We start from the raw sequence: 23,972 nt of genomic DNA, 5'->3' as shown, positions 1-23,972 counted from the left end.
TTGACGCCATGGAACTGATCGTATTTGACCTCGACGGCACGCTGCTGGATCGCGGCGGCGCCATCTCCGACTACACCCGTGACACACTGGCCGCGCTGGCCGAGCGCGACGTGGCCTATACCGTGGCCACCGGCCGCACGCTGCACGCGTCGCGCGAGATTCTCGCGCCGCACCGGTTCAGGCTGCCGCAGGTGTTCAAGAACGGTGTCATGATCTGGCATCCGGATACCGATGCCTACAGCCACCAGAATTTCCTTACCGTGGGCGAGATCAGCCACGTGCTCGAGGCCACCCTGGCGCAGGACATGACGCCGTTTATCTTTACGTTCGAGCCCGGGAACCGGCACCGGGTCTATCACCCGCCCATCCGCCACGAGGTCGAGAAGACCTTGTCGGAGCTGTTCGCGCGCCGTAACGGCGTCGAGGTCCGGCCGGCGTCGCAGCTGCCGGCCGACGCGGAGATCTCCAGCATCAGCGCGATCGGCGCGCCGGCGCCGGTGGCCGCGGTCGCGGCGATGGTCGCCGACGAACCGCACCTGGTGGCATTTTCAGGGCACGCCCTGGAGGGCGAGGAGTGGCGGTGGATCGATATCCATCATGCCGACGCCAGCAAGGGCGGTGCCATCGACGCATTGCGCGGCCAACTGGGTGTGACCCGCGTGGTCTGCTTCGGCGACAGCGACAACGACCTGAGCATGTTCGCGCGCGCCGATGAATGCTACGCGCCGGAGAACGCCTCGGACCCGGTGCGCGAAGCGGCCACCGCGGTCATCGGCCATCACGACGAAGACGGGATCGCGCGGTTTCTCAGGCAGCGCTTCGGGCTGCCGGCCTAGGCGCGTCCAGAGGGCGGCGCCGCGCGAAGGCGCGAAAGGCCGCCGGCACCAGCAGGAAGCTCAGCAGCGAGGTCAGCACCGTGCCGCCGGCGATGGCAATGGCGAACGGCGGCCAGAACCCCCCACCCGACAGGATCAGCGGCATGAAGCCGCCCAGCGTGGTCAGCGTGGTCGAGCCGATGTGCCGCGTGCACTTCATGACGCCGTCGATGGTGGCCTGCAGGTCGCCACGTGCCGCGTCCGGGTCAGAGCGAAGCTCGGCGATGATGACGATGGCGGCGTTAATCGCCAGGCCCACCAGGCCCATCAGGCCAACAATAACAACGAAGCCGAAGGCATAGCCGGCCGCCCACACGCACAGCAGGCCCAGCCCCGGTGCCAGCACGGCGACCCCCAGGATGATGCTGCTCATGCGGAACGAGTTGAAGCTGAGCACGATGGTGGTCACCAGCAGCGCCAGGATCAGGCCGACATTGGCCAGCAGGTTGCCGACGGCGGCGTTGCGCTCCGCACTCTCGCCGCCGAATTCGACGCGATAGCCCGGCGGCAGCTCCGGCCCGGCCTGGCGCAGGCGGTCCTGCAGGCGCGCCTGTACCTGGGCGGGCAGGATGCCGGCCCGCAGGTACACCTCGATGGTATTGACCCGCTGGCCCTGTCGCCGGCTGATGACATCCGCAACCGGGCGGATGTCCAGCGTGCCCAGGCTGCCGACATTGACGGCCTGGTTGCCGGTACCCGCCACGTGCAGGCGGTACAGCGCGTCCGCGTCCTGGCGGTGATCGCGGTCAACCCGCAACCGCACGGGGACATCTTCCGTGGATTCGAGAATCGAGCCGGCGGTCACGCCGTCGAGCTGTGCCTGTAGTTCGCCCGCCAGCGTCACCGGGTCGATGCCGGCGCGGCGGACGCGGTTCTCATCAATCAGCAACTGGGCCTGGGGACGGCCGCGAACCAGCGTCGCGCGGGCGTGGATCACGTCGTCGGTTTCCAGCGCGAGGCGGCGGATGTCATCGCCCACGGCGGCCAGCGTGTCCAGGCGCGGCCCGTAGACGCGGATCTCCACCGGCGCACTGAACGGCGGGCCCTGTTCCAGGGTGCGCACCAGCACCTGTGCGCGCGGGTAGCGGTCGTCGAGCACGCGCTGCAAGGCGGGGATGGCGCGGTCGGCGGCCTGCCGGTCTTCGGCTGTGACCATGGCCTGGGCGAAGTTGGGGCGGTTATCGAAGCGCTGCATCATGTTGTAGTAGAACGATGGCGAGCTCACGCCGATGAACCAGTGTGCGGACGCGATGCCAGACTGCGCCAGGATGTCGGCCGTCATGGCGGCCGTGATGGCCTCGGTGGCGTCGATGCCGGTGGCCGGGTCCAGGTGGACCTCGATCGTGAACATGTCGCGGTCGGACGGCGGAAAGAACTGCTCCGTCATCTGGGTCGCGGCCAGGTAGCCGGCGATTGGCAGGCTCGCGGCCAGGGCGATGCTGGCCCGCGGGTGTCGCAGGCTCCAGCCCAGCAACTGCCTGAAGTTTCGGCCCAATGCCGGCAGCGCCAGGCCTTCACCGCCGTGCGCCGGGTCCAGGTAGCGGCAGGCCAGGCCGGCGATCAGCGTGTGTGAAATCAGCCATGAGCCCAGTAGCGCGAAAATCACCGACATGGCGATACCGCCGACAAACTCGCCCGCCGGGCCCGGCATCAGGGCGATGGGCGCGAAGGCCAGGATGGTCGTCAGTGTCGAGCCAGCCAGCGGCAGCCACAGGTGCCGGATCGCGCGGGTGGTGGCCTGCAGTCGCCCCAGCCCATCCCGCATCAGGCGCTGGATGGTGTCGGTCATGACGATGGCGTTGTCGACCATGATGCCCAGCGCCACGACCAGGCCGGTGACCGTCATCTGGTGGATCGGCAGGCCGTAGAAACGCAGGCAGGCGAGCGTGAAGGCGGCGGTGAGTGGCAGGGCCACCGCCACCACCAGCGCGGCCCGCCAGCCCAGGGTCAGGAAAAGTACGGACAGGATCACTACGAAGCCCAGCAACAGGTTGCCGGCCAGGCCGCCCATGCGGTCACGGGTGTAGCGCGCCTGGTCGAACAGGGTGTCGATGGCCAGGTTGGCCGGCAGGGTGGCGGTGAAGCGCGCCAGCTCGGCATCCAGGGCGTCGCTCCAGGTGCCGATGCGGACATCCGGCAGCATGCGCGCCGCGACCACTACGGCCGGCCGGCCCGAAACGCGGGCCAGTTCGTCGGCCGGTGTGTCCGGTGCGCGCTCGACGCGGGCAATGTCATGCAGGCGCAGTGAGCGGCCGTCATCGGCTTCGCGCAGCACCGTGGCCTCGAGTGCGGCGATGCTGTCCATCTCGCCACTGACCTCGACCTGCCAGTCACGGCCATCGCCGCGCAACTGCCCCGCGGCCACCTTGGCGTCGCGACCGCGGATGGCCGCGGCGACCTGGTTAACCGACAGCCCGGCGCGGGCCGCCGCGGCGGAATCGATGGTCACCAGGAAAATCTCGTCCGGCGCGCCAAACCGCTGCACCAGGTCCATGCCGCTCACGGTCCGTAGCCGGCGAGCCAGTTCGTCGGCGTAGCGGCCCAGGATCGCCATGTCGGGCTGGCCGTCACCTTGCCAGCGCAGCGCCAGGATCCGGGTGAAGGCATAGCCACGGTCGTCGTCCAGGCGCGGGGCCAGTGCGCCATCCGGCAGGGAAGGGGCCACATCGGCGAGCTTGTCGCGCGCTTCGGACCACTCGGAGGCGGCGTCCGTGATCGTGTCCTTCAGCTGAACACGCATCACCGACATACCGGCCTGCGAACTGGAGTCGATGGTGTCGATCGCTGGCATCGAGCGCAGGGCGTTCTCGATCGGTTCGGAGACCAGCGCTTCGACCCGCTCCGGCGTGGCGCCGGGGTAAGCGGTCAGGACCGTGGCCACGCGATTCAGGACCCGGGGGTCCTCGGTGGTGGGTAGCGCGGCCAGCGCCGCCAGCCCGGCGACGATCAGCAGCGCGGAGAAAAGGGCGATCAGGCGCGGGTTTTCAAGGGTCCTGGCGAGCATCGGCCAGTTCTTCGGGGGTGGCGGCGAGGACCTTTTGCCCGGGGGCGAGCCGGTGCAGGCCGGCGGCGACCACGCGGGCGTCGTCTTCAATTGCACCGGTCACGTACACCTGGCCAGCGGCGGCATGGCGGATCGAAACCGAGCGCGCCTCGAGCGTCAGCAGCGACGGGTCGGTCCCATCGTCGACGGCGGCGTAGATGATCCAGGTGCCGCGGGCACCCTCGGTGATCGCGGTATCGGGCAGCCAGGCGCCTTCGGCATCCACCGGCTCGTCGATAACGATGTAGGCGATCTCTCCCGGGTAGCCGTTGCCGGGCGAGGTGAAACGAACGGGCCGGGTGCGGGTGACCGCGTCGACACGGGGGCCGACGGCCAGGACCGTGACGTCGGCCGCCGCCTGGCCAACGCGGGCGCGGATGGCCTGGCCCGGCTGCAGTGATTCGGCCAGGTCGGCTGGCAGGCCGGCGCGAATCTCCAGGCCGTCATCCTGCACCAGCGTGAAGATGGCGGTGCCGGCATCGACCACGGTGCCGCTGTCGACGTCACGACTGGCGACACGCGCGGCGAACGGGGCTTTAAGGCTCGACTGGGCCAGGCGCACGCGGTTGGATTCGAGGTCGGCCTGCACGCGCTTGAGCGAGGCGCGAAGAAGGGCGCTGCGGCTGGCGGCTTCGTCCAGTTCGCGTTCGCTCGCCAGTTGGTCGGTGCGCAGCCGGGCCACGCGGGACTCGTTGCGCTCGGCCAGGTCGAGTTCGGCGCGCAATTCCTCCGCCCGGGCCTGCAACTCGTCCCGCTCGGCATCCAGTAGGCGGGTATCCAGTGTCGCCAGCACCTGGCCTGCCTCGACGCGCGCACCTTCATCGACCGCCAGGCTGGACACCTGCCCGGCGCGTTCAAAGCCCAGCCGGGTGGCCTGGGTGGCTTGTACCTCGCCGGCGTACTCGCGCGTGACCGCGTAGCCGGCCTGCATCTGCACGGTCAGCAGCTCGGCCTTGTGGTGGTAGGGGGTCGCCTGGGCCTGGCCTTCCGGTGTGCAACCGGACAGCAAGGTTACCGCGCCCGCCAGAAGGAGTGGGAGCAAGCCGTGACCAAAATGCCGGTAATCGCGTGTCGGGAAGCGCATGGTGCGTTAGAATGGCTGGACTGATGAGTCCAGAATATATTTAATGGACTAATAAGTCTATAAACAATTCATGTCGATCCTGTGAAATGAAGCCAGCCAAAGCAACCACCCCGGCCCGCGGCCGGCCGCGTAGCCAGACCAAGCGGATCCGTATCCTCGATGCGGCCGTCGAGTTGTTCCTGCGTAACGGCTACGACGGTGCCAGTGTCGAGGACATCGCCGCGGCGGCCGGTGTCTCGCGGCAGACCGTGTACTCGCATTTCGGCAGTAAGGAAGGCCTGTTCGGCCTGGCGGTTTCGACCAAGTGCAGTTCATCGGGCATCGACCCGGAGCGGGTCGATCACCAGCGCCCACCGCGGGAGATGTTGCCGGAAGTGGCGCGGCGTTTCGCCACGCTGCTGCTGGGCGACGACGCGAAACAGATCAACGCGATCTGTACGTCCTGCGCGGATTCGCACCCGGAGCTGGGGCGGCTGTTTTTCCAGCATGGGCCCTGCCAGGCCAAGCGGGCAGTGGCCGATTACCTGGCTGCACAGGACCGTGCGGGCACGCTGGTGGTACCCAACCCGGAATTTGCCGCCTGGCAGTTGCTGTGCATGCTCAAGGGCGAGGCCCAGCTCAGGGTGCAGTTCAACTGCGAGCCGATGCCGGCCGAGGACATCGATGCCTACATCGACGATTGCGTGGCCATGTTCATACGCGCTTACGCCCCGTAATCACGGGGCGATGCGTTAACTCGGGGAAGGAAAGCGCCTAGCGCTTCGATGCGATCAGCTGCTGCAGGGTCACCGTGTCAGCGGCGAACTTGCGGATGCCCTCGGCCGTTTTCTCCGTGGCCATGGCATCTTCGTTCATCAACCAGCGGAAGCTGGCCTCATCGACATTGATGCGTTCGATGTCGCTGGCCATGGCGCTTTCCGGGTCGAGTTTACGTTCCACAGGGGCGTCGCTGTCGGCCAGATCCTGCAACAGGTCCGGGCTGATGGTGAGCAGGTCGCAACCGGCGAGTTCGAGGATCTCGCCAGTGTTACGGAAGCTGGCGCCCATGACTTCCACGGGGTATCCGAACTTTTTGTAGTACGTGTAGATCTCCCGCACGGACAACACGCCCGGGTCGTCGGCCGAGCTGTACTCGTTGCCGGTGTTGGCGCGGTACCAGTCCAGGATGCGGCCCACGAACGGTGAGATCAGCGTTGCCTTCGCTTCCGCGCAGGCGGCGGCCTGGGCCAGCGAGAACAGCAGCGTCATGTTGCAGTGAATGCCCTCGGCCTCCAGGATTTCGGCCGCCTTCACACCCTCCCAGGTCGTGGCGATCTTCACCAGCACGCGGTCGCGATCAATGCCGTGCTTTTCGTAAAGCTCGATGAACCGCCGGCCGTTATCCACCAGCCCCTGGGTGTCGAACGACAGGTTGGCGTGGGTCTCGGTGCTCACGCGGCCGGGGATGATGTTAAGGATCTCGATACCGAACAGGACCAGCAGGTACTCCATCGTCATGTTGGTCCACTCGTCACCCGTGAGCGGGGAGTCGCGGTGATCGGCGACCGCCTTGTCGATCAGGCGCGCGTACTCGGGCTTCTGCGCCGCTTTCAGGATCAGGCTGGGGTTTGTAGTTGCGTCTTCCGGCGCGAAGGCCTGCATGGACTCGAAGTCGCCGGTATCGGCCACCACGCGGGTGTACTGCTTCAGTTGGTCAAGTTGGCTCGGCATGTTACGGGTTCGGTTCAGCTGTCTGGAATCGGGCCAACACTATACCCACACGCGCATGACATGGGGATGAATTCGAGTGCATTGGCCGGCCGGATTCACCCGGTTTTCAGCATTTCCTGAAAAAAGTATTTCCGTTGCTATATTTAATATCAACGGTACAAGGCGACAACGCCCGGGTGATCAGCCGGGGTGGGTACCGACGCAAAAAACTGTCCTCCAGGCAAACCGGCCCGGTGTGGGTTGGTGCGCGTATTTTTTATTTCACGGAAGAGGGATGAATAGATGAAGAGACTGATGATCCGGCCGGCGATATGGCTGGGCATGGCGCTGGCCATGTTCACCTATACCGCGTCTGCGGCCATGGTGCAGAAATTCGATCTTGGAGGCCTGGTCGGCAATGCTGACAAGGTGTTCCGGGGAACCGTCCTGAGCAAGGAACCCGGCGTGGTCAGCGCCGGTGGCGGGGAACTGGCGACCGTGGTGTACACGCTGCGTGTCGATGACGCCATCAAGGGCGATTTCGGCCAGGGCAAGGCCGCAAGCCTGGTCACCCTGCAGATGGTGGGTGACCTGAAATCCGAGCCAGGCAATGGCCAGTTTGAGCGCCTGGCCAGTTTCAACATCAATCCCGATCTCGACGTGGGCGGCGACTATGTGCTGTTCACGACGGCGCCCAGCAGCGTCGGGCTGTCCACCACGGTGGGCCTGAACCAGGGCCTGTTCCGGGTGTTCGCCAATGCGCAGGGCCGGGAAATGACCGCTAACGGGCTGGACAACAGCGGCCTGTTCCAGGGCGCGGTGGAATACGCCGAACTCGTCAGCGCCATCAAGGCCGAAATCAAATGAGGGGGCGGCAGATGAAAAACACGATGATCAGGTCCGGCCTGGCTGCGGCCACGCTGGCGGCCTCATTCGGGTTCACCTCGGCCGTGCAGGCCGCGGGGCCCATCGCCAACTGCGAGCCGGGTGTGCCTTACACCTGGGCCGCCGGTGGCGCCAACATTCCTTTCAATCCTGACCAGGGCAACCTGGGCCCGGTGCTCAACGCCGACGCCATCGCGCTGGTGCAGCAGGCCTTCGATGTCTGGGGCGCGGTGCCGTCGTCCACGGTGTCGTACACCAACGCCGGCGCGTTGCCCGTCGATGTCGATATCAGTAATTTCATTGACTACTATGATGCGTTGGCGCCGGACGGCCTGTCGGCCATTGTCTTCGACGACAATGGTGAGATTTTCGACCTGCTGTATGGTCCGGGCTCCGGCATCCTGGGCTTCGCCGGTCCGGAGTGGGGTGATATCCCGTCCTGCACCATCACCGAGGGGCTGTCATTCCTTAACGGCCCGTCATTCACCGATGCGGTGGCCGCCCTGGATGTCATGGTGCACGAGTTCGGTCACTACACGAACCTGGCGCACGCCAGCGTCAACGGCCAGATCTTTGCCTTCGGGGAATTTCCCGGTCCTGACGGTCACCTGCCAGGCACTTACCCGGGGTCGATTGATATCGATGACCTCGAGACCCTGTACCCGTTCTATTTCGGCCCGGGCAGTGGCACCGCCGCGCTTGCGGCGGATGACATCGCCTCGGTCACGGCCCTGTACCCGGACCCGGGTTATGACGCGGCAACCGAGTCGCTTTCGGGCACGGTCTACCAGGCCGATGGTGTAACCCCGGCCTGGGGTGTCAATGTCATTGCCCGTAACGAGGCTGACCCTTACGGCGATGCCGTATCGGCGCTCTCAGGCGATTACTACGAGACTCCGGACGGCAGTTTCACGCTGCACGGCCTGACACCGGGTGCGTCTTACCGGGTCTACATCGATGAGATCCTTGATGGTGGTTTCTCGACGCCGCCGGCAAGCCCGTTCCCGGGCCCCGAGGAGTATCACAACGGTGGTGCGGAATCGAACAACATTTCCTCACCGGACGACCCGCTCAACTTTACCCTGGTCGCCGCGGGTGACACCGGTGTGGATATCATCGTCAACGCACCGGCGCCGGGTGATCCGCTGGCGGTGGGTGACGACGGTTTCGTGCAGATGGCCCTGCCATTCAGCTACGGCCTGTGCGGGCAGGAGTTCACGTCGGTGTTTATCAACGCCAACGGAAACCTGACCTTCGGCGCGGCCAGTGGCGACTTCAGCGAATCCACGGCCGAGTTCCTGTCAGGGCCGCCGCGAATCGCGGGCGTATGGGATGATCTGAATCCGACCGGCGGGGGCGTGGTGACCTTCTACCAGGGCAGCAACTGGTTCCGTGCCGTCTGGGAGGACGTTCCAGAGTATCCGAGCGCCGGTGCCAACAGCTTCTCGATCACGCTCAAGCGCAGCAGCGATCATATCGATATCGCCTACGGTGACGTGAGCGCGGCTGACGGCCTGGCGGGTGTGTCCTGTGGTTCGGCCATTACCTCGGGCAGCGAGGCGGGCGAAGATATCGGCGCCGTCGGTGGCCGTATCAACCTGCACAACAGCCCGGCTCGCTTCGAGCAGTTCACTGTGGACAGCCCGGTCGACCTTGCGGGCTCTACGCTGCGTTTCAACGGCACTACCGACTACAACGACACCTGGGCGGGCAAGAACGACTCCACCCGCAAGGCGCGTCGTGTCGCGTTGCCATTCAGCAGCGCGGACGTGGGTCGCTACACCGAGATTGAACCGGCGCTCGACGAAGACTGGTTCCGCTTCACCACCACGGGTGCGCCTGTCCTGACAGCCGAGATCGTCAGCAGCGCATTGGATACCATCATGGTGCTGGTCGACGCCGACCTGAACCTGGTGGCCATCGATGACGATGGTGGGGCTGGCCTGCTGTCCAGGATTGCGGCCGCCGACCTTCCGGCCGGGACCTACTACCTGGGCGTGGCGACGTTTGACGGCGAGACCACCGGTCGTTATGTCCTCGAAATCGCGGAGTCCAACGCCATACCGTTGTCGCTCGGAGATGATGACGCGGTTGAGTTGCCGCTGGGCTTCAGCTTCCCGTTCAACGGATCCAGCTACAGCTCGGTCTGGGTCAATTCCAACGGTAACCTGACCTTCGGTTCGGCCGATACGTGGTTCCTGGAATCGGTCGCCGACCTGCTCAACCTGCAGCCGCGGATCTCGCCGTTGTGGGATGACCTGTCACCGAATGTCGGCGGCTCGGTTTCGGCCGAGGTGGGTACTGACGAGATCACCGTGATCTTCGACGATGTACCCGAGTTTGCAAGCACCAGCAGCAACACCTTCATGGTGACACTGCGTGCCGATGGCAGCTATACCATCGAGTACGGACTGGTTGAGGCGCTTGATGGCCTGGCCGGTGTGTCCGAGGGTGGCGGTGCCGCCGACCCGGGTGAAACCGACCTGAGTGCGGGTAGTGCCTACCCGGCTGCAGGTACGACCTATGAAAACTTCACCGGGGCCGACAATGACCTCAGTGGGTTGACGCTGGAGTTCACGCCCTAGTTTCGACAGGGCATTGCATACGCGCTGGATGGCGCGGAAAGACGACGCGGCGGACCAGGGTCCGCCGCGTTTTTTTTGGGGTTATTCCGCTTCGGGACGGGTGATGGTTTCGACGATGGCCTCGACGGCGGCACGCAGGTCGGCCCGGTCGATATCGGGCTCCCTGGCCCGACGTGCTTTCATGCCCTCAATCAGAAGGGTCATGGCGACCGCCCGGACTCGCGCGGTTTCCGCGCCCAGGCCGTGGCCACCCTGGTCAATGGGCCGGGACAGCCAGTCCATCAGGCCCTGGCGTACAACCGTGTCGAACCGCTCAACGGCGCGACGGATATCCGCATCGCGTGTTGCCTCGGCCGACATTTCCAGGAACAGCGCGGCGGACATCGACTCCGGGTCACCACAATCCTGTGACTCGAAGTACTCGATCATGCCGTCGGCCAGGTCGTCGGTCGACCGCAGTTCACGGATTCGCTCGCGGGTGATTTCGAGCTGCGCCTCGATGATGGCCAGGATGATCGCGTTCTTGTTTTCAAAGTAACGGTAAATCAGCCCGGCGCTCATCTGCGCGGTCTCGGCGATGTTGGCCATGCTGGCGTTATGAAAGCCGTAGCGCACGAAGCAGATCAGCGCCGCGGACAACACCCGCTCACGCTGGGCCTGCTTGCGCACCTCGGACTTGCTGACGGCTTGCGTGCTCATGATGTGGCCTGCTCCCGCTTGCGACCGAACAACCGCTGGATCATGACAAAAAACAGCGGCACGAAGAATATACCGAGGAATGCGCCGGCAATCATACCGCCCAGCACGCCGATGCCGATGGCCCGCTGCGCGCCAGAGCCGGCGCCGTCGGCCAGGGCCAGGGGCAGTACGCCCATGCCAAACGCCAGCGAGGTCATGATGATCGGCCGCAGGCGGTCACGCACGGCCGCCAGCGTGGCCTCGACGATTTCGACACCGTGATCAATGTTCTCCTTGGCGAAGGCGATGATCAGGATGGCATTCTTGCTGGTCAGGCCAATGGTGGTCAGCATGGCCACCTGGAAGTAGATATCCCGGTCCAGGCCGAACAATGTGCCAGCGGCGGCGATTCCGAGAATGCCCAGTGGCGCCACCAGCAGCACCGAGGTCGGGATCGACCAGCTCTCGTACAGCGCGGCCAGGCACAGGAACACGATCAGGATCGACAGCGTATACAGGATGGGTGTCTGCGCACCGGCCTGGCGTTCCTGGTAGCTCATGCCGGTCCACTCCAGGCCGTACTGCTGTGGGAGTTCGGAGACGATCCGCTGGACCTCGGCCATGGCCTCGCCTGAGCTCACGCCCGGCGCCGGCTGGCCGTTGAACTCCATGGCCGCGGTGCCGTTGTAACGCTCAAGGCGGGGCGAGCCGTAGGTCCACCGCGAGCTGCTGAACGCGGATAGCGGCACCATTTCTCCTGCGTTGTTGCGCACCGACCAGCGGCGGAAGTCCTCGGGCACCATGCGGAACGGCGCGTCGGCCTGCAGGTAGACGCGCTTGACGCGGCCGCGGTCGATGAAATCATCGATGTACTGGCCACCCCAGGCGGCCTGCAGGGTCGCGTTCACGTCATCCACGGTCAGCCCCAGTGCGCCGGCCTTCTCAAAGTCGATATCGAGCTGGAATTGCGGCATGTCGGCCTGGCCGTTATGGCGCACCGCCACCAGCAACGGACTGGCATTGGCGGCCTGGACGAACTGGTTGCCCGCGGCGACCAGGGTCTCGTGGCCGACGCCGGCGTTGTCCTGCAGGAAGAAAGCGAAGCCCTGCGAGCGGCCCAGGTCCTGGATGGCCGGCGGTGCGAAGGCAAAGGCCAGAGCGTCCTTCATCTGAGCCAGCGCCATGGAGGCCCGGCCGGTGACGGCGGCGGCGCTCAGTGAGGGGTCCTCGCGCTCGCTCCAGTCCTTCAGCTTGACGAAGGCGAAGGCATTGTTCTGGCCGCCGCCCGCAAAACTGAAGCCCTGCACGCCAAACATGGACTCCACGGCGTCGGATTCCTGCTCCAGGAAGTAGTCCTCGAGCTGGTAGACGGCGTCCATCGTGCGCTCCTGCGTGGCGCCTACCGGGGCCACGGCCTGGGCGAACAGGATGCCCTGGTCCTCCTGCGGCAGGAACGAGGTCGGCCGGCCCATGAACAGGAACACCATGCCGCCCAGCAGCAGCATGAACACCAGCGTGAACCGCAGCGGCCGCGCGATCATGCCGCGCACCACGCCGCGGTAGCCGCGAGCGCTGCGGTCGAAATTGCGATTGAACCAGCCGAAGAAGCCGCGGGTGCCATGGTGCTGACCCTTTTTGACCGGCTTCAGCATGGTCGCGCACAGGGCAGGGGTCAGGACCACGGCGACCAGCACGGACAGCGCCATGGCGGAGACAATCGTGGCCGAGAACTGCCGGTAGATGACGCCCGTGGCGCCACCCAGGAAGGCCATCGGGATGAACACCGCCGACAGCACCAGGCCGATGGCCACCAGCGCACTGGTGATCTGGCGCATGGACTTGCGCGTCGCCTCCAGGGGCGACAGGCCTTCCTCGGTCATCACGCGCTCGACATTTTCGACCACGACGATGGCGTCATCGACGAGCAGGCCGATGGCCAGCACCATGGCGAACATGGTGAGCATGTTGACGGAGAAGCCCAACGCGGCCAGCACGCCGAAGGTGCCCAGCAGCACAACGGGTACGGCGATGGTGGGAATCAGCGTGGCGCGCCAGTTCTGCAGGAACAGGTACATGACCAGGAACACCAGCACCACGGCCTCGATCAGCGTGCTGATCACGTTCTTGACCGCCACGCGGACGAACGGCGCGGTTTCGAACGGAATCACCGTTTCCATGTTTTCTGGCAGGAAGGGCTTGAGCTCCTCGACCCGCTGTTCCACGGCGTTGGCGGTTTCCAGCGCGTTGGCGCCGGTCGCCAGCGAGATGGCCAGGCCGGTGGCCGGCTGGCGGTTGAAGCGCGAAATCGAGTCGTAGCTTTCCGCCCCCAGTTCGACACGGGCCACGTCGCCCAGGCGCAGCAACGAACCATCGGGATTGCTGCGAAGGATGATGCGCTGGAATTCTTCCGGGGTCTGCAGGCGGCTCTGCGCGGTAATGGTGGCGTTCAGCTGCTGGCCGGGCACCGACGGCGTGCCGCCCAGCTGGCCGACCGCGACCTGGGCATTCTGGGCCTGGATCGCGCCGGAGATATCCATCGGCGTCAGCCGATAGGTATCGAGCTTGTTGGGGTCCAGCCAGATACGCATCGCGTACTGCGAGCCAAACACCTGGACGCTGCCCACACCCTGAACGCGGCTGATGGGGTCGACGATGCTGGCGTTGACGTAGTCGGCGATATCGTTGCGGGACATCGAGCCGTCGGTGGAGACAAAACCGACGACCATCAGGAAGCCACTGCGGCCCTTGCCGACGTTGACGCCCTGGCGCTGCACTTCCTGCGGAAGCAGCGGCATGGCCAGTTGCAGCTTGTTCTGCACCTGCACCTGGGCGATATCCGGGTCGGTGCCGTTATCGAAGGTCAGCGTGATCTGCGCGCTGCCGCTGGCCGAGCTGGTCGACGACAGGTACAGCAGGCCATCCAGGCCCTTCATCTGCTGTTCGATGACCTGGGTCACCGAGTCCTCGACCACCTTGGCCGAGGCGCCGGGGTAGTTGGCGTTGATGGTGACGTTGGGCGGCGCCACGTCGGGATACATGGACACGGGCAGCTGGGTAATGGCCAGGCCGCCGGCGATCATGATAATGAGTGCGATCACCCAGGCGAACACCGGGCGACCGATAAAGAACTGGGCCATGTTGTGGTCCTTACTGTGCCGCGACGACCACCGGTGTGACCTGTACGGCCACGCCCGGGCGAATCTTCTGCAGGCCTTCGGTGATGACGCGGTCACCGTTGCTGAGCCCGGATGAGACCAGCCAGTCGGCGCCGATGGTCTGGTCCAGCTCGAGCACACGGCGCTGGGCCGTGCCGTCTTCGGCCACAACCATGGCGAAGGCTTCGCCGTTGGCGCCGCGCTGTACGGCCTGTTGTGGCACCAGCAGGCCGTTGTCGACGATGGCGTTGCTGACCATGGCACGGACATACATGCCGGGCAGCAACAGGCGGTCGGGGTTGGGCACGACGATACGCATGGCGACACTGCCGGTGGTCGGGTCGACGGCGGCGTCGGCGAAAGTCAGCTCACCGGGCAGCGGGTAGGTGCTGCCATCGTCGAGGACGATGTTAACGGGGATCGAGCCGGCCTTGCGCAGCGCTTCGTCATCCAGGTTGCGGCGCAGCTTTAACAGCTCCGCGGCAGACTGGTTGACGTCGACATAGATCGGGTCGAGCTGGTGCACGGTGGTCAGCAGCTCGGCCTGGCCGGCGGTGACCAGGGCGCCCTGGGTGACATTGGATTTGCCGACGCGGCCGGTAATCGGCGCGGCGATGCGCGCGTAATCGACCCGCACCTGCGCGGCAGCGACCTGCGCCTTGGCCATTTCCACGTCGGCCTCGGCCTGCAGGCGGGTGGCCAGCAGGTTCCGGTACTCCTGGTCGCTGACGGCCTTGGCGTCCAGCAGTTCAGCGGCACGGCGGGCGTTCAGGTCGGACACTTCCAGGCCGGCGCGTGCCCGCGCCAGGTTCGCCTTCGCACTGTTCAGGTCAGCCAGGTAGGTGGCGTCGTCCAGTTGGTATAGCGCATCGCCGGCAGTGACTTCACTGCCCTCACGGAACAGCCGGTCGAGCACGATGCCAGAGACCTGGGGGCGAACTTCGGCAACGCGGAAGGCGCGCGTTCGGCCGGGCAGCTCGCGGGCCAGGGTCACGGGTGCGGTACGGACGGTCACCACGGAAACCGGTGTCGGCGGGCGCTCCGCGGCGGCCGCGGCGGCGCTGGATTGTGGTGCGGGCTGGCAAGCGGCCAGCAGCAGGGGCAGCAGGACAAGCAGTCCGCGCCATGACAGGGTCATGCGTCGTTTCATGATGAGTTGGGTTCCGCTTTCGTGGGTGCGACAGCACCTTGGACAGGCGCAAAGAATGAACGTTCATTCTTTTTTTGTCAAGAGGGCCCTGCCAACAATCGGGCCCGCCACGTAACGCTATCGACTGATTGGCCTATACTGCCCCGGAATTCACGCGGAAGCCGACATGCACGACGTCATCAACACCATCAATGCCTGGGTCTGGTCCCCGGCCCTCGTTTACCTGTGCCTGGGTGCGGGCCTATTCTTTTCCATAATGACCCGCTTTGCGCAGGTCAGGCAATTTCCGGAGATGTTGCGGTTGTTGCGAGGCGGCCAGGAATCCATGGCTGGTATTTCAACTTTCCAGGCCCTGGCCGTGTCCCTGTCAGGCCGTGTGGGCACCGGCAATATCGCCGGTGTGGCGGCGGCCATCGGCTTTGGCGGCCCCGGTGCGGTGTTCTGGATGTGGGTCGTGGCCTTCCTGGGTGCGTCCACGGCTTATGTCGAATCCACCCTGGGCCAGATTTACAAGGAGGTGGATGATGGCGAATACCGCGGCGGCCCGGCGTACTACATTGAAAAGGCGTTGGGGCAGAAGTGGTACGGCTGGGTGTTCGCACTGAGCACCGTGTTCGCGATGGGGCTGCTGCTGCCCGGTGTGCAGGCCAACGCCATTGGCAACGCCGTCGACCTGGCCGTCGGTGGCGGCAGTGTCGTGCAGACGCCGCTTGGTGAAACCACGGTGCCCAAGCTGGTTACCGGGTTCGTGGTCATGGGGGGCCTGGGTGCGATCATCTTTGGCGGCGTCAAGCGTATCGCCCATTTCACCCAGGTGGTGGTGCCGGTCATGGCGCTGATCTACATCATCGGTGCGTTGGTGGTCGTGGCCATCAATTACCAGGCGGTGCCGGGTGTGATCAGCCTGATCATTGGCGATGCCTTCACACCCATGGCCGGCTTTGGTGCCGTTATCGGTTGGGGCGTCAAGCGCGGCATTTATTCGAACGAGGCCGGACAGGGCACGGGACCGCATGCCGCGGCCGCGGCCGAGGTCGAGCACCCGGCCCAGCAGGGGCTGGTGCAGGCGTTCTCGGTCTACGTGGACACGCTGCTGGTCTGCTCCGCCACCGCCTTCATGATCCTGATTACCGGCAACTACCACGTGACGGGTGTCGAAAACGCGGTCTCTGGTGGCATGCTGGCGGCCACGGTTGACCCCAACAGCCCGGCGTTTACCCAAATGGCGGTGGACCAGGTGGTGGGTGGCCTGGGCGCGCCCGCGATCGCCGTGTCGCTGTTCTTCTTCGCTTTCACCACACTGCTGGCGTACTACTACATTGCCGAGAGCAACGTCGCCTACATCAAGCGAACGCTGCACATTCCAGGCCTGATGCTGGCGCTGAAGATCGGTCTGCTGGCGTCGGCCTTCTATGGTTCGATCAGGGCGGCCGGGCTGGCCTGGGCGATGGGCGATATCGGCGTCGGCCTGATGGCTTGGCTGAACATCGTTGGCATCCTGGCCATTTTCCTGGTCGGGCGGCCGGCGATTCGGGCGCTGCGTGACTACGAGCGCCAGCAGCGCGAGGGCAGCGGTCATTACGTGTTCGACCCGAAGGCGCTGGGTATACGCGGCGCCGAGTTCTGGGAAAAACGCCTGCAGAAACGGTCCGGCCAGGCCGGCGATTGAGGCTCGCAGCGGCGCTATTCGCCGCCGCGGTCATCCCCGGGGCTGGTATCGCCCGGGGCCACCCCGTCCGGGTCCTCACCAGCACTGGGTGATGGCGGCCCACCGGTGCCGGTCGTGGCCCGGCCAATGTGAAAGGCGGCAAAGCCCGGCATCACTACCTGGTTCAGGGCCATGCCCAGGATGCGCCCGGTGTAGGGCGCGTACAGCGTTTCGCGACGGTTCTCTATGGGGTCGGTGACGGTACCCAGCCGTTGCCCTTTCAGCACCTCGTCACCCAGTTCGACCTCACCCAGCAGGATACCGCCGGATTCGGCACGCACCCAGTCGGACTCGTAGAACACCGGCTGCGGATCGCGGAACAGTCGGAACTGCTTGACCATGTCCAGCCGGTCCAGCAGTGCGCCAATGGCATCGACACCGGCGTCGACGGCCGTGGCCTGGAACTGAGAAGGGCCACCCGCCTCCATGGTCACCGCCGGGATACCGATGGCGGTAGCGGCGCCGCGTAGTGAACCCTTTGGGCCTTCGCTGTGCAGCACAACGATATCGCCGAACTGCCGACTGAGGTCGACGACGTCCGGTTGGCCCAGGTCCGCGCGCAATTGCGGCAGGTTGGTCCGGTTGAACGAACCGGTGTGGATATCGACCAGCACGTGGCAGTCGCGAATGACTTCGCCAAACAGCGCGTGCGCGAAACGCGACGCCATGCTGCCACTGGGCTGGCCGGGGAAAAACCGGTTCAGGTCACGGCGGTCGGGCAGGTACCGCGAGCCGCGCAGGAAGCCGAAGGCGTTGGCGATGGGGATGCCGACGACAATGCCATGCAGGTTTTCCCGGTCCAGGTCGAACATGATTCGCCGGACGATTTCGACGCCATTGAGTTCGTCGCCATGAACCGCAGCGACCAGGCACAGCGTCGGGCCCGGAAAACGGCCTCGCGCCACCAGCACCGGGGTCGGCACGGACAGGCCGGCCATCGCGGTCTCGAGTTGCCAGTTGAACTGGCGAAACTCGCCCGGCTCCATCGGCTTGCCCAGGATGCTGTAGGTGGCCTCTTGTGTCACCGTGTCGTCAACCTGCTCAACGGGCTCTGGCGCCGGCGCCTCGGGCTCCGGTTGCTGGCCGAAGTGTTCCAGCGAGCCCGGCGCGGTGTGCTGGGCCCGTGACTGCGCGGGCCACAGGCAGGCCATCAGCAGCAGGATTGTCGTCAGTGTTTTCACGCCGCCTATGCTAGCAGGGGGCTTGTCGTGCGGGGAGGATTTCAATACGATAACTGTATATATGAACAGTATTCGTGCAAGGGTCGCTTCGCCAGACGGTATCCGCGGGCGCGGCAGCCGCTCCAATGTTGAGCATCGCTATACCGAACGGTCACTGACGCCGTCCACGGAGTGGCTTAATTCGCAGTGTGCGGCCGGCGAGAACCCGCATGGCGCGGGTGACGTCGGCACCCGCGTGATCAATGTAAAGGCCCGGTCGATCCTCAGTCGCAATACGTCACCGGACATCGGCTTCAATGTTTCGCTTAACCCCTACCAGGGTTGTGAGCACGGCTGCGTGTATTGTTTCGCGCGGCCGTCCCATGCCTGGCACGAACTGTCGCCGGGGCTGGATTTCGAGTCCGTGATCATGGCCAAGATGAATGCCGTGGAGTGCCTGGAGCGGGAGCTTTCCCTCCCGGGCTGGCGCTGCGAAACCATCGCAATCGGCGTCAATACCGATGCCTACCAGCCGGTCGAACGCGAGCGGCGGCTGACCCGTCGGCTGCTGGAAACCTGCCTGGCGTTCAGGCAGCCCGTGGCGCTGATCACCAAGAGTGCACTGGTTTTGAGGGACCTGGATCTGCTGGCCGAGATGGCGGCCCGCAACCTGGTCAGTGTGCGCGTCAGCGTCACCACGCTGGACGACGAATTGAAGCGGCGCCTTGAGCCCAGGACAGCGGGCCCGGCCGCGCGTTTGCGGGTGATCGAGGGCCTGGCGCGCGTTGGTGTACCGGTGGGTGCGATGGTTGCGCCGGTCATCCCGCGTATCAATGACCACGAAATGGAGGCCATCGTTGCCGCCGTGGCCGAGCGCGGCGGTGCCGCAGCCAGCTACATCCTGCTGCGCCTGCCGCACGAGGTCGACCCGTTGTTCCGTGACTGGCTCAAGGTCCATTATCCCGACCGGAGTAAAGCCGTCATGGCCGCCCTGGCGTCCTGCCATGGCGGGCGCGCTTACCGGCCGGGGTTTCATTCGCGCATGACCGGCCTGGGGCCCTATGCCGATATCATCGCCCACCGGTTTGACGTCGCGCGGCGCCGTTACGGGCTCGCGCGACGCCTGCCGGGGCTGGACACTTCCACCTTCCGCGCCGATGGTGGCCGCCAGGGCAAACTGGCGTTTTGACCCATCATTGCAGTGCCGGGGTGGGCGATATTACTATCACCAGACCCATCAGCGACGGCCCGGGCCGTCGAGGAGCAAAGGATGCGTCTGAGTCGACACCTGTTTGTTGCCACCGCCACGGCGGCCATGGCCGCCGTGCCTGCTGTTCCAGCCATGGCGGGGACGACACCCGAGATGGATGGCCTGCTCGGCATGAGCACCCAGGACGGCGAAGCTGAACTGGGGCGCCGAGGTTTCAATTTTGTACACAATCGTCCGTTCATCGATGGCACATTGTCCAATTGGTGGAACAGCGCGACCCAGGTCTGCCTGGCGCTGGTCGCACGCAACGACATTTTTGATGCCATTCGCAAGGCGCCCCCGCAGGCCTGCGAATCCATGGCCGGGCAGGGCAACGCACGCGATTTCCATGAATTGGTGGGTGAGTCGGCCAGCAGTGCCGACCTGGCCCTGGACCGCGAGGGTTTCCGCGCGGTGGACCGCCATGAGGGCATCAGCCTGACCAGCACCTGGTGGTACGCGCCGCGTACCGCGGAATGCGTGAAGGTGGATGTTGCTGAAGATCGGGTGGAGCGGGTCAGCAAGACGCCGCGTTACCCGGCATGCAGGGTGCAATGATGGCCCGGTGCAAAGCAGTAACCCGGCTTATCGGGCTCCTGGCCGTGGGCATTTCGGCCGGCGTGATGGGCGACGTGACGCGGTTGTCGGCGCCGGTTGAATCGACTGCCGAGTACGAAGTGTTTGGCGACGCGATGACCGACAAGGCGCCCGGCCTGTCTGTCAGTGAGGCCGTGGCAAGCCTGGGTGACAATGGCCCCGAGTCCGTGCGGGTGACCACGACCATAAACAAGGTGTGCCAGAAGAAGGGGTGTTTCTTTATTGCCCAGGAAGGCGACACCGTGGTCCGTGTGACTTTTCACGACTACGCGTTTTTTATTCCCACCGATACAGCCGGAAAACCAGTAACGCTTGTGGGTGAGTTAGTCCGGACACCGATTTCCCAGGCCCAGGCGGATCATTACGCCGATGACCTGGGCGAAGCCCCGGAGCCCATCGCCGGTGCCTTCGAATACGCCATTGAGGCGTCTTCGGTCCTTATCCAGCGCTGAACATGACAGGCGTGTTTTCACGGGCCTTGGTTGCCCTGGCCCTGCTGTGGTTCTGCGGAACCTGCCTGTCCGACAACGGTGAACGGGTTTACGACATCAGCTACCGCGTGACCGTGGATCCACGTGCGGGTGTGGCGAACGTGCGCCTGAACCTTCGGCAGGATGACGACTACCTGCGCGAAATGCGCTTCGACCAGGGGCTGCTGGAAGCAATCAACGGCGATGGCGATGTGGTCGTCGATGACGGGCAGGTCACCTGGTCACCCCCGGCCAATGGCGGGCGGCTGTCCTGGCGTGTGCCTGTGCTGCACGAGCGCGATTCGGGTGAGTACGACGCCTGGCTGGATGACGACTGGGGCCTGTTCCGGCTCGAGGACGTGATCCCCCGGGCCGCCACCCGGACGCAGAAATCGGCGCAGTCGAACACGGTCCTGAAGGTACAGGCACCGGCCGGATGGTCGGTGGTTACGCCTTACGCGGGCAATGACAAGGGTTCGTCCGTCACGCGACCGGGGCGGCGCTTCTCGCAGCCCACCGGCTGGCTGGTGATGGGCGAACTGGGCGTCCGCCGCGAGCGGATCGCGGGCACGCGCGTCGTTATCGCCGGGCCAACCAGCCAGGACGTGCGACGCATGGATATGCTGGCGCTACTGAACTGGACCCTGCCGGAACTCTCGGCGCTGTTGCCCGAGCCGCTGCCACGCCTGACGGTGATCAGCGCCGGCGAGCCCATGTGGCGCGGCGCATTGTCGGCACCGAACTCCCTGTACATCCATGCCGAGCGACCCATGATCAGCGGCAACGGCACCAGTTCCTTGCTGCACGAAGTGCTGCATGTTGCGCTGTCGATGGATTCGGCACCCGGTTATGACTGGATTGTCGAGGGCCTGGCCGAGTACTACTCCCTGGAGTTGCTACGGCGCTCGGGCACGATCACGCCCAAACGTTACCAGCACGCACTGAAGGACCTGGCTCAATGGTCCGCCAAATCCGATGAGCTCTGCGGCGGTGCCTCGACAGGGGCCACCACGGCCCGGGCAGTGATGGTGTTCAGGGATATCGATGCCGCGTTGCGCGCGGGCGGCGACAACAATGGCCTGGACGACGTGCTCGGCCAGCTATTGGGCAACGAAGACCTCGACCTGGATGCGCTCCGGACCGCCGTGTCCACGGTGGCCGGGGACGAAGCGGCGACGCGGCTGGATGATGGCTCATTGCCGGGCTGTGAGCGTAACGACTGACCGCTTCCCCGCGCGCTCTCCCGGCGCTTGGCCCCACCCCCGCTTCTGTCGTATAAACTGGTGTGGGGTGCTCGCGCCCCGCTGGCTCACGATAAAAGGATAATAACGATGTCTGACACTCATGCCGCGGATGGGTACAACCGTTCCGCACTGTTCTGGATCAGCGTCCTGGCGCTGTTCACCGCCGCCGCGGCGTTTTCGCTGCGCATTGCCGCCTCGGGCGCCATCAAGGAAGCCCTTTTCGACCCGGTCGATATCGCCAACTCCGGGCGCATGATCGGCGACGCACTGGGCGCGGCCTTCCTCGGCTTTGCCGCATCATTGCTGGTCGCCAGCCCGATCCTGGATGTATTGGGCGCCAAGCGCGTGATCCTGATTGCGTCCGCGACCTTTATCGTCGGCCCGCTGATGGTGGTCATGGCGCCGTCACTGGCGACCGGCGTCGACGTGGTGCCACTGGTCTGGTGGGGCATGCTGGTGATGGGCGTGGGCTGGGGTTGCACCGAGGCCGCCATCAACCCGGTGACCGCGGCGTTGTACCCGGATGAAAAGACACACCGGCTGAACGTGCTGCATGCCTGGTGGCCGGCTGGCATCGTCGCCGGTGGCCTGCTCAGCCTGTTGCTGTTCCAGGTGATGGACATGGACTGGCGCATCGCCATCGCCATGATCATGATCCCCGGCATCGCTTTCGGGCTCTGGGCCATGACGCAGAAATTCCCCGGCACGCAGGCCGAATCGCTGGGCGTCAGCTTCGGCGAGATGCTGATGGTGGTGGTCAAGCAGCCTTTCTTCTGGGTGTTCTTCGCCATCATGTTCCTGACCGCGTCGGCGGAACTGGCGCCTTCGTCCTGGGTGGACATCGCGCTCAGCGAAACGGTGAAGATGCCGGGCATCGTGGTGCTGGTCTACGTGGCCGCCATCATGTTTGTCATGCGCCACTTTGCCGGCGCACTGGCGCACCGCTTTTCCGACATGGGCCTGCTATGGATTTCCACCGTGCCGGCCGGCATCGGCCTGTACCTGCTGAGCGTGGCTTCATCGCCGGTGACCGCACTGGTGGCGGCCACGGTCTGGGCGGTTGGCGTGTGCTACATGTGGCCGACCATGCTGGCGGCCGTAGCGCACCGTTTCCCGAAAGGCGGGCCGTGGACGATTGGCCTGACCGGCTTTGCCGGCGCCCTGGCCATTCGATTCGTGCTGCCTGAACTGGGCGGAATCTATGACAAGGCCAAATTCGAGGCAGCCGGCGGCCAGGCAGCGTTCGAGGCGCTGGAGCCGGGCTCCGAGGCCATGGCCGGCGCCCTGGCGCAGGCGGCGACCACATCATTCCAGGCCGTCGCAATCATCCCGGTGATCCTGTTCTTCATCTTCGGTGCGGTGTGGGCCTTCGAGCGCAGCCGCAACCGCAAGGGCGCGACCGGCTGAAAAATCGGGCGCCATTTCGGCGCCCGTTTTTTGGTGACGCGTAACGCGTCACCCGTCACCCAGCAGGGCGCGGGTGAGGCCAAGGCGGCCAACGGCGGCGGTGCGGAAGGGGTCGGCCGGGTTGTCGTGTTCCACGAACAGGTGTTTCAGGCTGGCCGCTTCGGGGCTGGTCAGGATCGCGCCGTAGTCAATTTCACCCGTGCCCACGTCGACCATGTCGCCGTTCGGGCTCATGTCCTTGATGTGCGCCATGGTGTAGCGTTCGGGTGCGCGCGTCAGTACCTCAATGGGGTCCAGCCCGGCCTTGCGGGTCCAGAACATGTCCAGTTCGAAGTCGACCAGGTCCGGCTCGGTGGCCTGCAGCAGCACATCCCAGGGCACCTGGCCGTCAATCGCGGCGAACTCGAAATCGTGGTTGTGGTACGCGAAGCGCATGCCCAGGGCCTGGCACTTTTCGCCCACCCGGTTGAAGACGTCGGCCCAGGCCCGGTACTGGTCAAGGGTCTTCCGGTCGTCAGGGTGCAGCCAGGCAATGACCACGTAGTCGTGGCCCATCGCGGCGGCGGTATCGAGCAGTGCGTCCGGGGCGTCCCGAAGCTGTCGGGCGTCCATGTGCGTACTCGGGGCGACCAGGCCCAGGTCATCGAGCAGTGTGCGCAGCGCCACCGGTGACTGGTTGAAATAGCCGGCGAACTCCAGCTCACGGTAGCCGATGGCGGCGAGCGCGGTCAGCGTGGCGGGGACATCGTCGGCCATGGAATCGCGGACCGTGTACAGCTGGATGCCCGTGGCGCGGCCCGCGCCGGCATGGTGGCAGCCGGCCTTACTGTCTGTGGCCGCGCTGGCGGTGGTCGTGGCCAGGAGTGACGTTGTGGCCAGTGCCGCGGTGCCCGCGAAAAGTCCGCGGCGTGTCAATGAGGGTGTTGAAGATGATGTCCTGGCGCCCACGTGTCAGCTCCTGTTGTTGTTCACCCCGGGCGGGGCGGGGCATCT

At 65.3% G+C, this 23,972-nt stretch carries 18 protein-coding genes; 10 read left to right on the top strand and 8 right to left on the bottom strand.

The features are described from left to right. Window positions 1-8 precede the first annotated feature (8 nt). On the top strand, window positions 9-836 hold the full coding sequence (locus tag F3N42_RS05815; RefSeq protein ID WP_150863451.1) for an HAD family hydrolase: 828 nt from the start codon (window positions 9-11) through the stop codon (window positions 834-836). Here the strand turns inward: F3N42_RS05815 and F3N42_RS05810 are convergent. Together F3N42_RS05810 and F3N42_RS05805 are read right to left on the bottom strand one after the other, a co-directional pair. Beyond that, the gene (locus F3N42_RS05810; protein ID WP_150863450.1) at window positions 808-3,879 is read right to left on the bottom strand and encodes an efflux RND transporter permease subunit; all 3,072 of its coding nucleotides are present in this window, start codon (window positions 3,877-3,879) and stop codon (window positions 808-810) included. The genes F3N42_RS05815 and F3N42_RS05810 overlap by 29 nt on opposite strands. Next, the gene (locus F3N42_RS05805; RefSeq protein WP_191621251.1) at window positions 3,860-4,960 is read right to left on the bottom strand and encodes an efflux RND transporter periplasmic adaptor subunit; all 1,101 of its coding nucleotides are present in this window, start codon (window positions 4,958-4,960) and stop codon (window positions 3,860-3,862) included. Before F3N42_RS05805 ends, F3N42_RS05810 begins: the two co-directional genes overlap by 20 nt. Window positions 4,961-5,088: 128 nt before the next feature. Here F3N42_RS05805 and F3N42_RS05800 point away from each other — a divergent pair, with 128 nt between their 5' ends. Next, window positions 5,089-5,718 (top strand): TetR/AcrR family transcriptional regulator, encoded by a 630-nt coding sequence (locus F3N42_RS05800; protein ID WP_150863448.1) that lies wholly within the window; start codon window positions 5,089-5,091, stop codon window positions 5,716-5,718. A gap of 37 nt (window positions 5,719-5,755) precedes the next feature. On the opposite strand, the gene tal is transcribed toward F3N42_RS05800, so the two are convergent. After that, window positions 5,756-6,712, bottom strand: coding sequence for a transaldolase (gene tal, locus F3N42_RS05795; protein WP_150863447.1), 957 nt, complete (start codon window positions 6,710-6,712; stop codon window positions 5,756-5,758). Between the two features lie 282 nt (window positions 6,713-6,994). On the opposite strand from tal, the gene F3N42_RS05790 reads away from it, so the two are divergent. Both F3N42_RS05790 and F3N42_RS05785 read left to right on the top strand, forming a co-directional pair. Continuing rightward, window positions 6,995-7,558, top strand: a complete 564-nt coding sequence (locus F3N42_RS05790; protein WP_150863446.1) for a hypothetical protein — start codon at window positions 6,995-6,997, stop codon at window positions 7,556-7,558. 11 nt (window positions 7,559-7,569) lie between these two features. After that, window positions 7,570-10,161: a M10 family metallopeptidase domain-containing protein gene (locus F3N42_RS05785; protein ID WP_150863445.1), complete on the top strand. Its 2,592-nt coding sequence runs from the start codon at window positions 7,570-7,572 to the stop codon at window positions 10,159-10,161. An 81-nt stretch (window positions 10,162-10,242) separates the two neighbouring features. On the opposite strand, the gene F3N42_RS05780 is transcribed toward F3N42_RS05785, so the two are convergent. From F3N42_RS05780 to F3N42_RS05770, 3 genes are read right to left on the bottom strand one after another with little or no spacing between them, the layout of a single operon-like run. Continuing rightward, a complete protein-coding gene (locus F3N42_RS05780) occupies window positions 10,243-10,860 on the bottom strand; it encodes a TetR/AcrR family transcriptional regulator (protein ID WP_150863444.1) in 618 nt (205 codons plus the stop codon). Then, window positions 10,857-13,976: an efflux RND transporter permease subunit gene (locus F3N42_RS05775; RefSeq protein ID WP_150863443.1), complete on the bottom strand. Its 3,120-nt coding sequence runs from the start codon at window positions 13,974-13,976 to the stop codon at window positions 10,857-10,859. Before F3N42_RS05775 ends, F3N42_RS05780 begins: the two co-directional genes overlap by 4 nt. 10 nt (window positions 13,977-13,986) lie before the next feature. After that, entirely contained in the window at window positions 13,987-15,144 is a 1,158-nt protein-coding gene (locus F3N42_RS05770) for an efflux RND transporter periplasmic adaptor subunit (RefSeq protein WP_150863442.1), read from the bottom strand. Between the two features lie 166 nt (window positions 15,145-15,310). On the opposite strand from F3N42_RS05770, the gene F3N42_RS05765 reads away from it, so the two are divergent. Continuing rightward, the gene (locus F3N42_RS05765) at window positions 15,311-16,813 is read left to right on the top strand and encodes an alanine/glycine:cation symporter family protein (RefSeq protein WP_150863441.1); all 1,503 of its coding nucleotides are present in this window, start codon (window positions 15,311-15,313) and stop codon (window positions 16,811-16,813) included. 14 nt (window positions 16,814-16,827) lie between these two features. Here F3N42_RS05765 and F3N42_RS05760 read toward each other — a convergent pair whose 3' ends face one another. Next, the gene (locus F3N42_RS05760) at window positions 16,828-18,033 is read right to left on the bottom strand and encodes a succinylglutamate desuccinylase/aspartoacylase family protein (RefSeq protein WP_150863440.1); all 1,206 of its coding nucleotides are present in this window, start codon (window positions 18,031-18,033) and stop codon (window positions 16,828-16,830) included. A 61-nt stretch (window positions 18,034-18,094) separates the two neighbouring features. On the opposite strand from F3N42_RS05760, the gene F3N42_RS05755 reads away from it, so the two are divergent. The 5 genes from F3N42_RS05755 (at window position 18,095) to F3N42_RS05735 (ending at window position 22,979) form a co-directional block, all read left to right on the top strand. Continuing rightward, on the top strand, window positions 18,095-19,201 hold the full coding sequence (locus F3N42_RS05755) for a PA0069 family radical SAM protein (protein WP_150863439.1): 1,107 nt from the start codon (window positions 18,095-18,097) through the stop codon (window positions 19,199-19,201). 81 nt (window positions 19,202-19,282) lie between these two features. Then, on the top strand, window positions 19,283-19,819 hold the full coding sequence (locus F3N42_RS05750) for a hypothetical protein (protein ID WP_150863438.1): 537 nt from the start codon (window positions 19,283-19,285) through the stop codon (window positions 19,817-19,819). Window positions 19,820-19,863: 44 nt separating this feature from the next. Continuing rightward, window positions 19,864-20,310: a DUF4920 domain-containing protein gene (locus F3N42_RS05745; protein ID WP_224784754.1), complete on the top strand. Its 447-nt coding sequence runs from the start codon at window positions 19,864-19,866 to the stop codon at window positions 20,308-20,310. A gap of 2 nt (window positions 20,311-20,312) precedes the next feature. Then, window positions 20,313-21,551 carry a gluzincin family metallopeptidase gene (locus tag F3N42_RS05740; protein ID WP_191621250.1) on the top strand — a complete coding sequence of 413 codons (1,239 nt, stop codon included), beginning with the start codon at window positions 20,313-20,315 and terminating at the stop codon, window positions 21,549-21,551. A gap of 108 nt (window positions 21,552-21,659) precedes the next feature. Then, window positions 21,660-22,979: an MFS transporter gene (locus F3N42_RS05735; RefSeq protein WP_150863436.1), complete on the top strand. Its 1,320-nt coding sequence runs from the start codon at window positions 21,660-21,662 to the stop codon at window positions 22,977-22,979. 48 nt (window positions 22,980-23,027) lie between these two features. Here F3N42_RS05735 and F3N42_RS05730 read toward each other — a convergent pair whose 3' ends face one another. After that, the gene (locus F3N42_RS05730) at window positions 23,028-23,927 is read right to left on the bottom strand and encodes a sugar phosphate isomerase/epimerase family protein (protein ID WP_150863435.1); all 900 of its coding nucleotides are present in this window, start codon (window positions 23,925-23,927) and stop codon (window positions 23,028-23,030) included. Window positions 23,928-23,972: the final 45 nt, after the last annotated feature.

Source organism: Marinihelvus fidelis (genome assembly GCF_008725655.1).
Lineage (GTDB): Bacteria > Pseudomonadota > Gammaproteobacteria > Xanthomonadales > SZUA-36 > Marinihelvus > Marinihelvus fidelis.
This window is presented reverse-complemented; position numbering and strand designations above follow the sequence as displayed.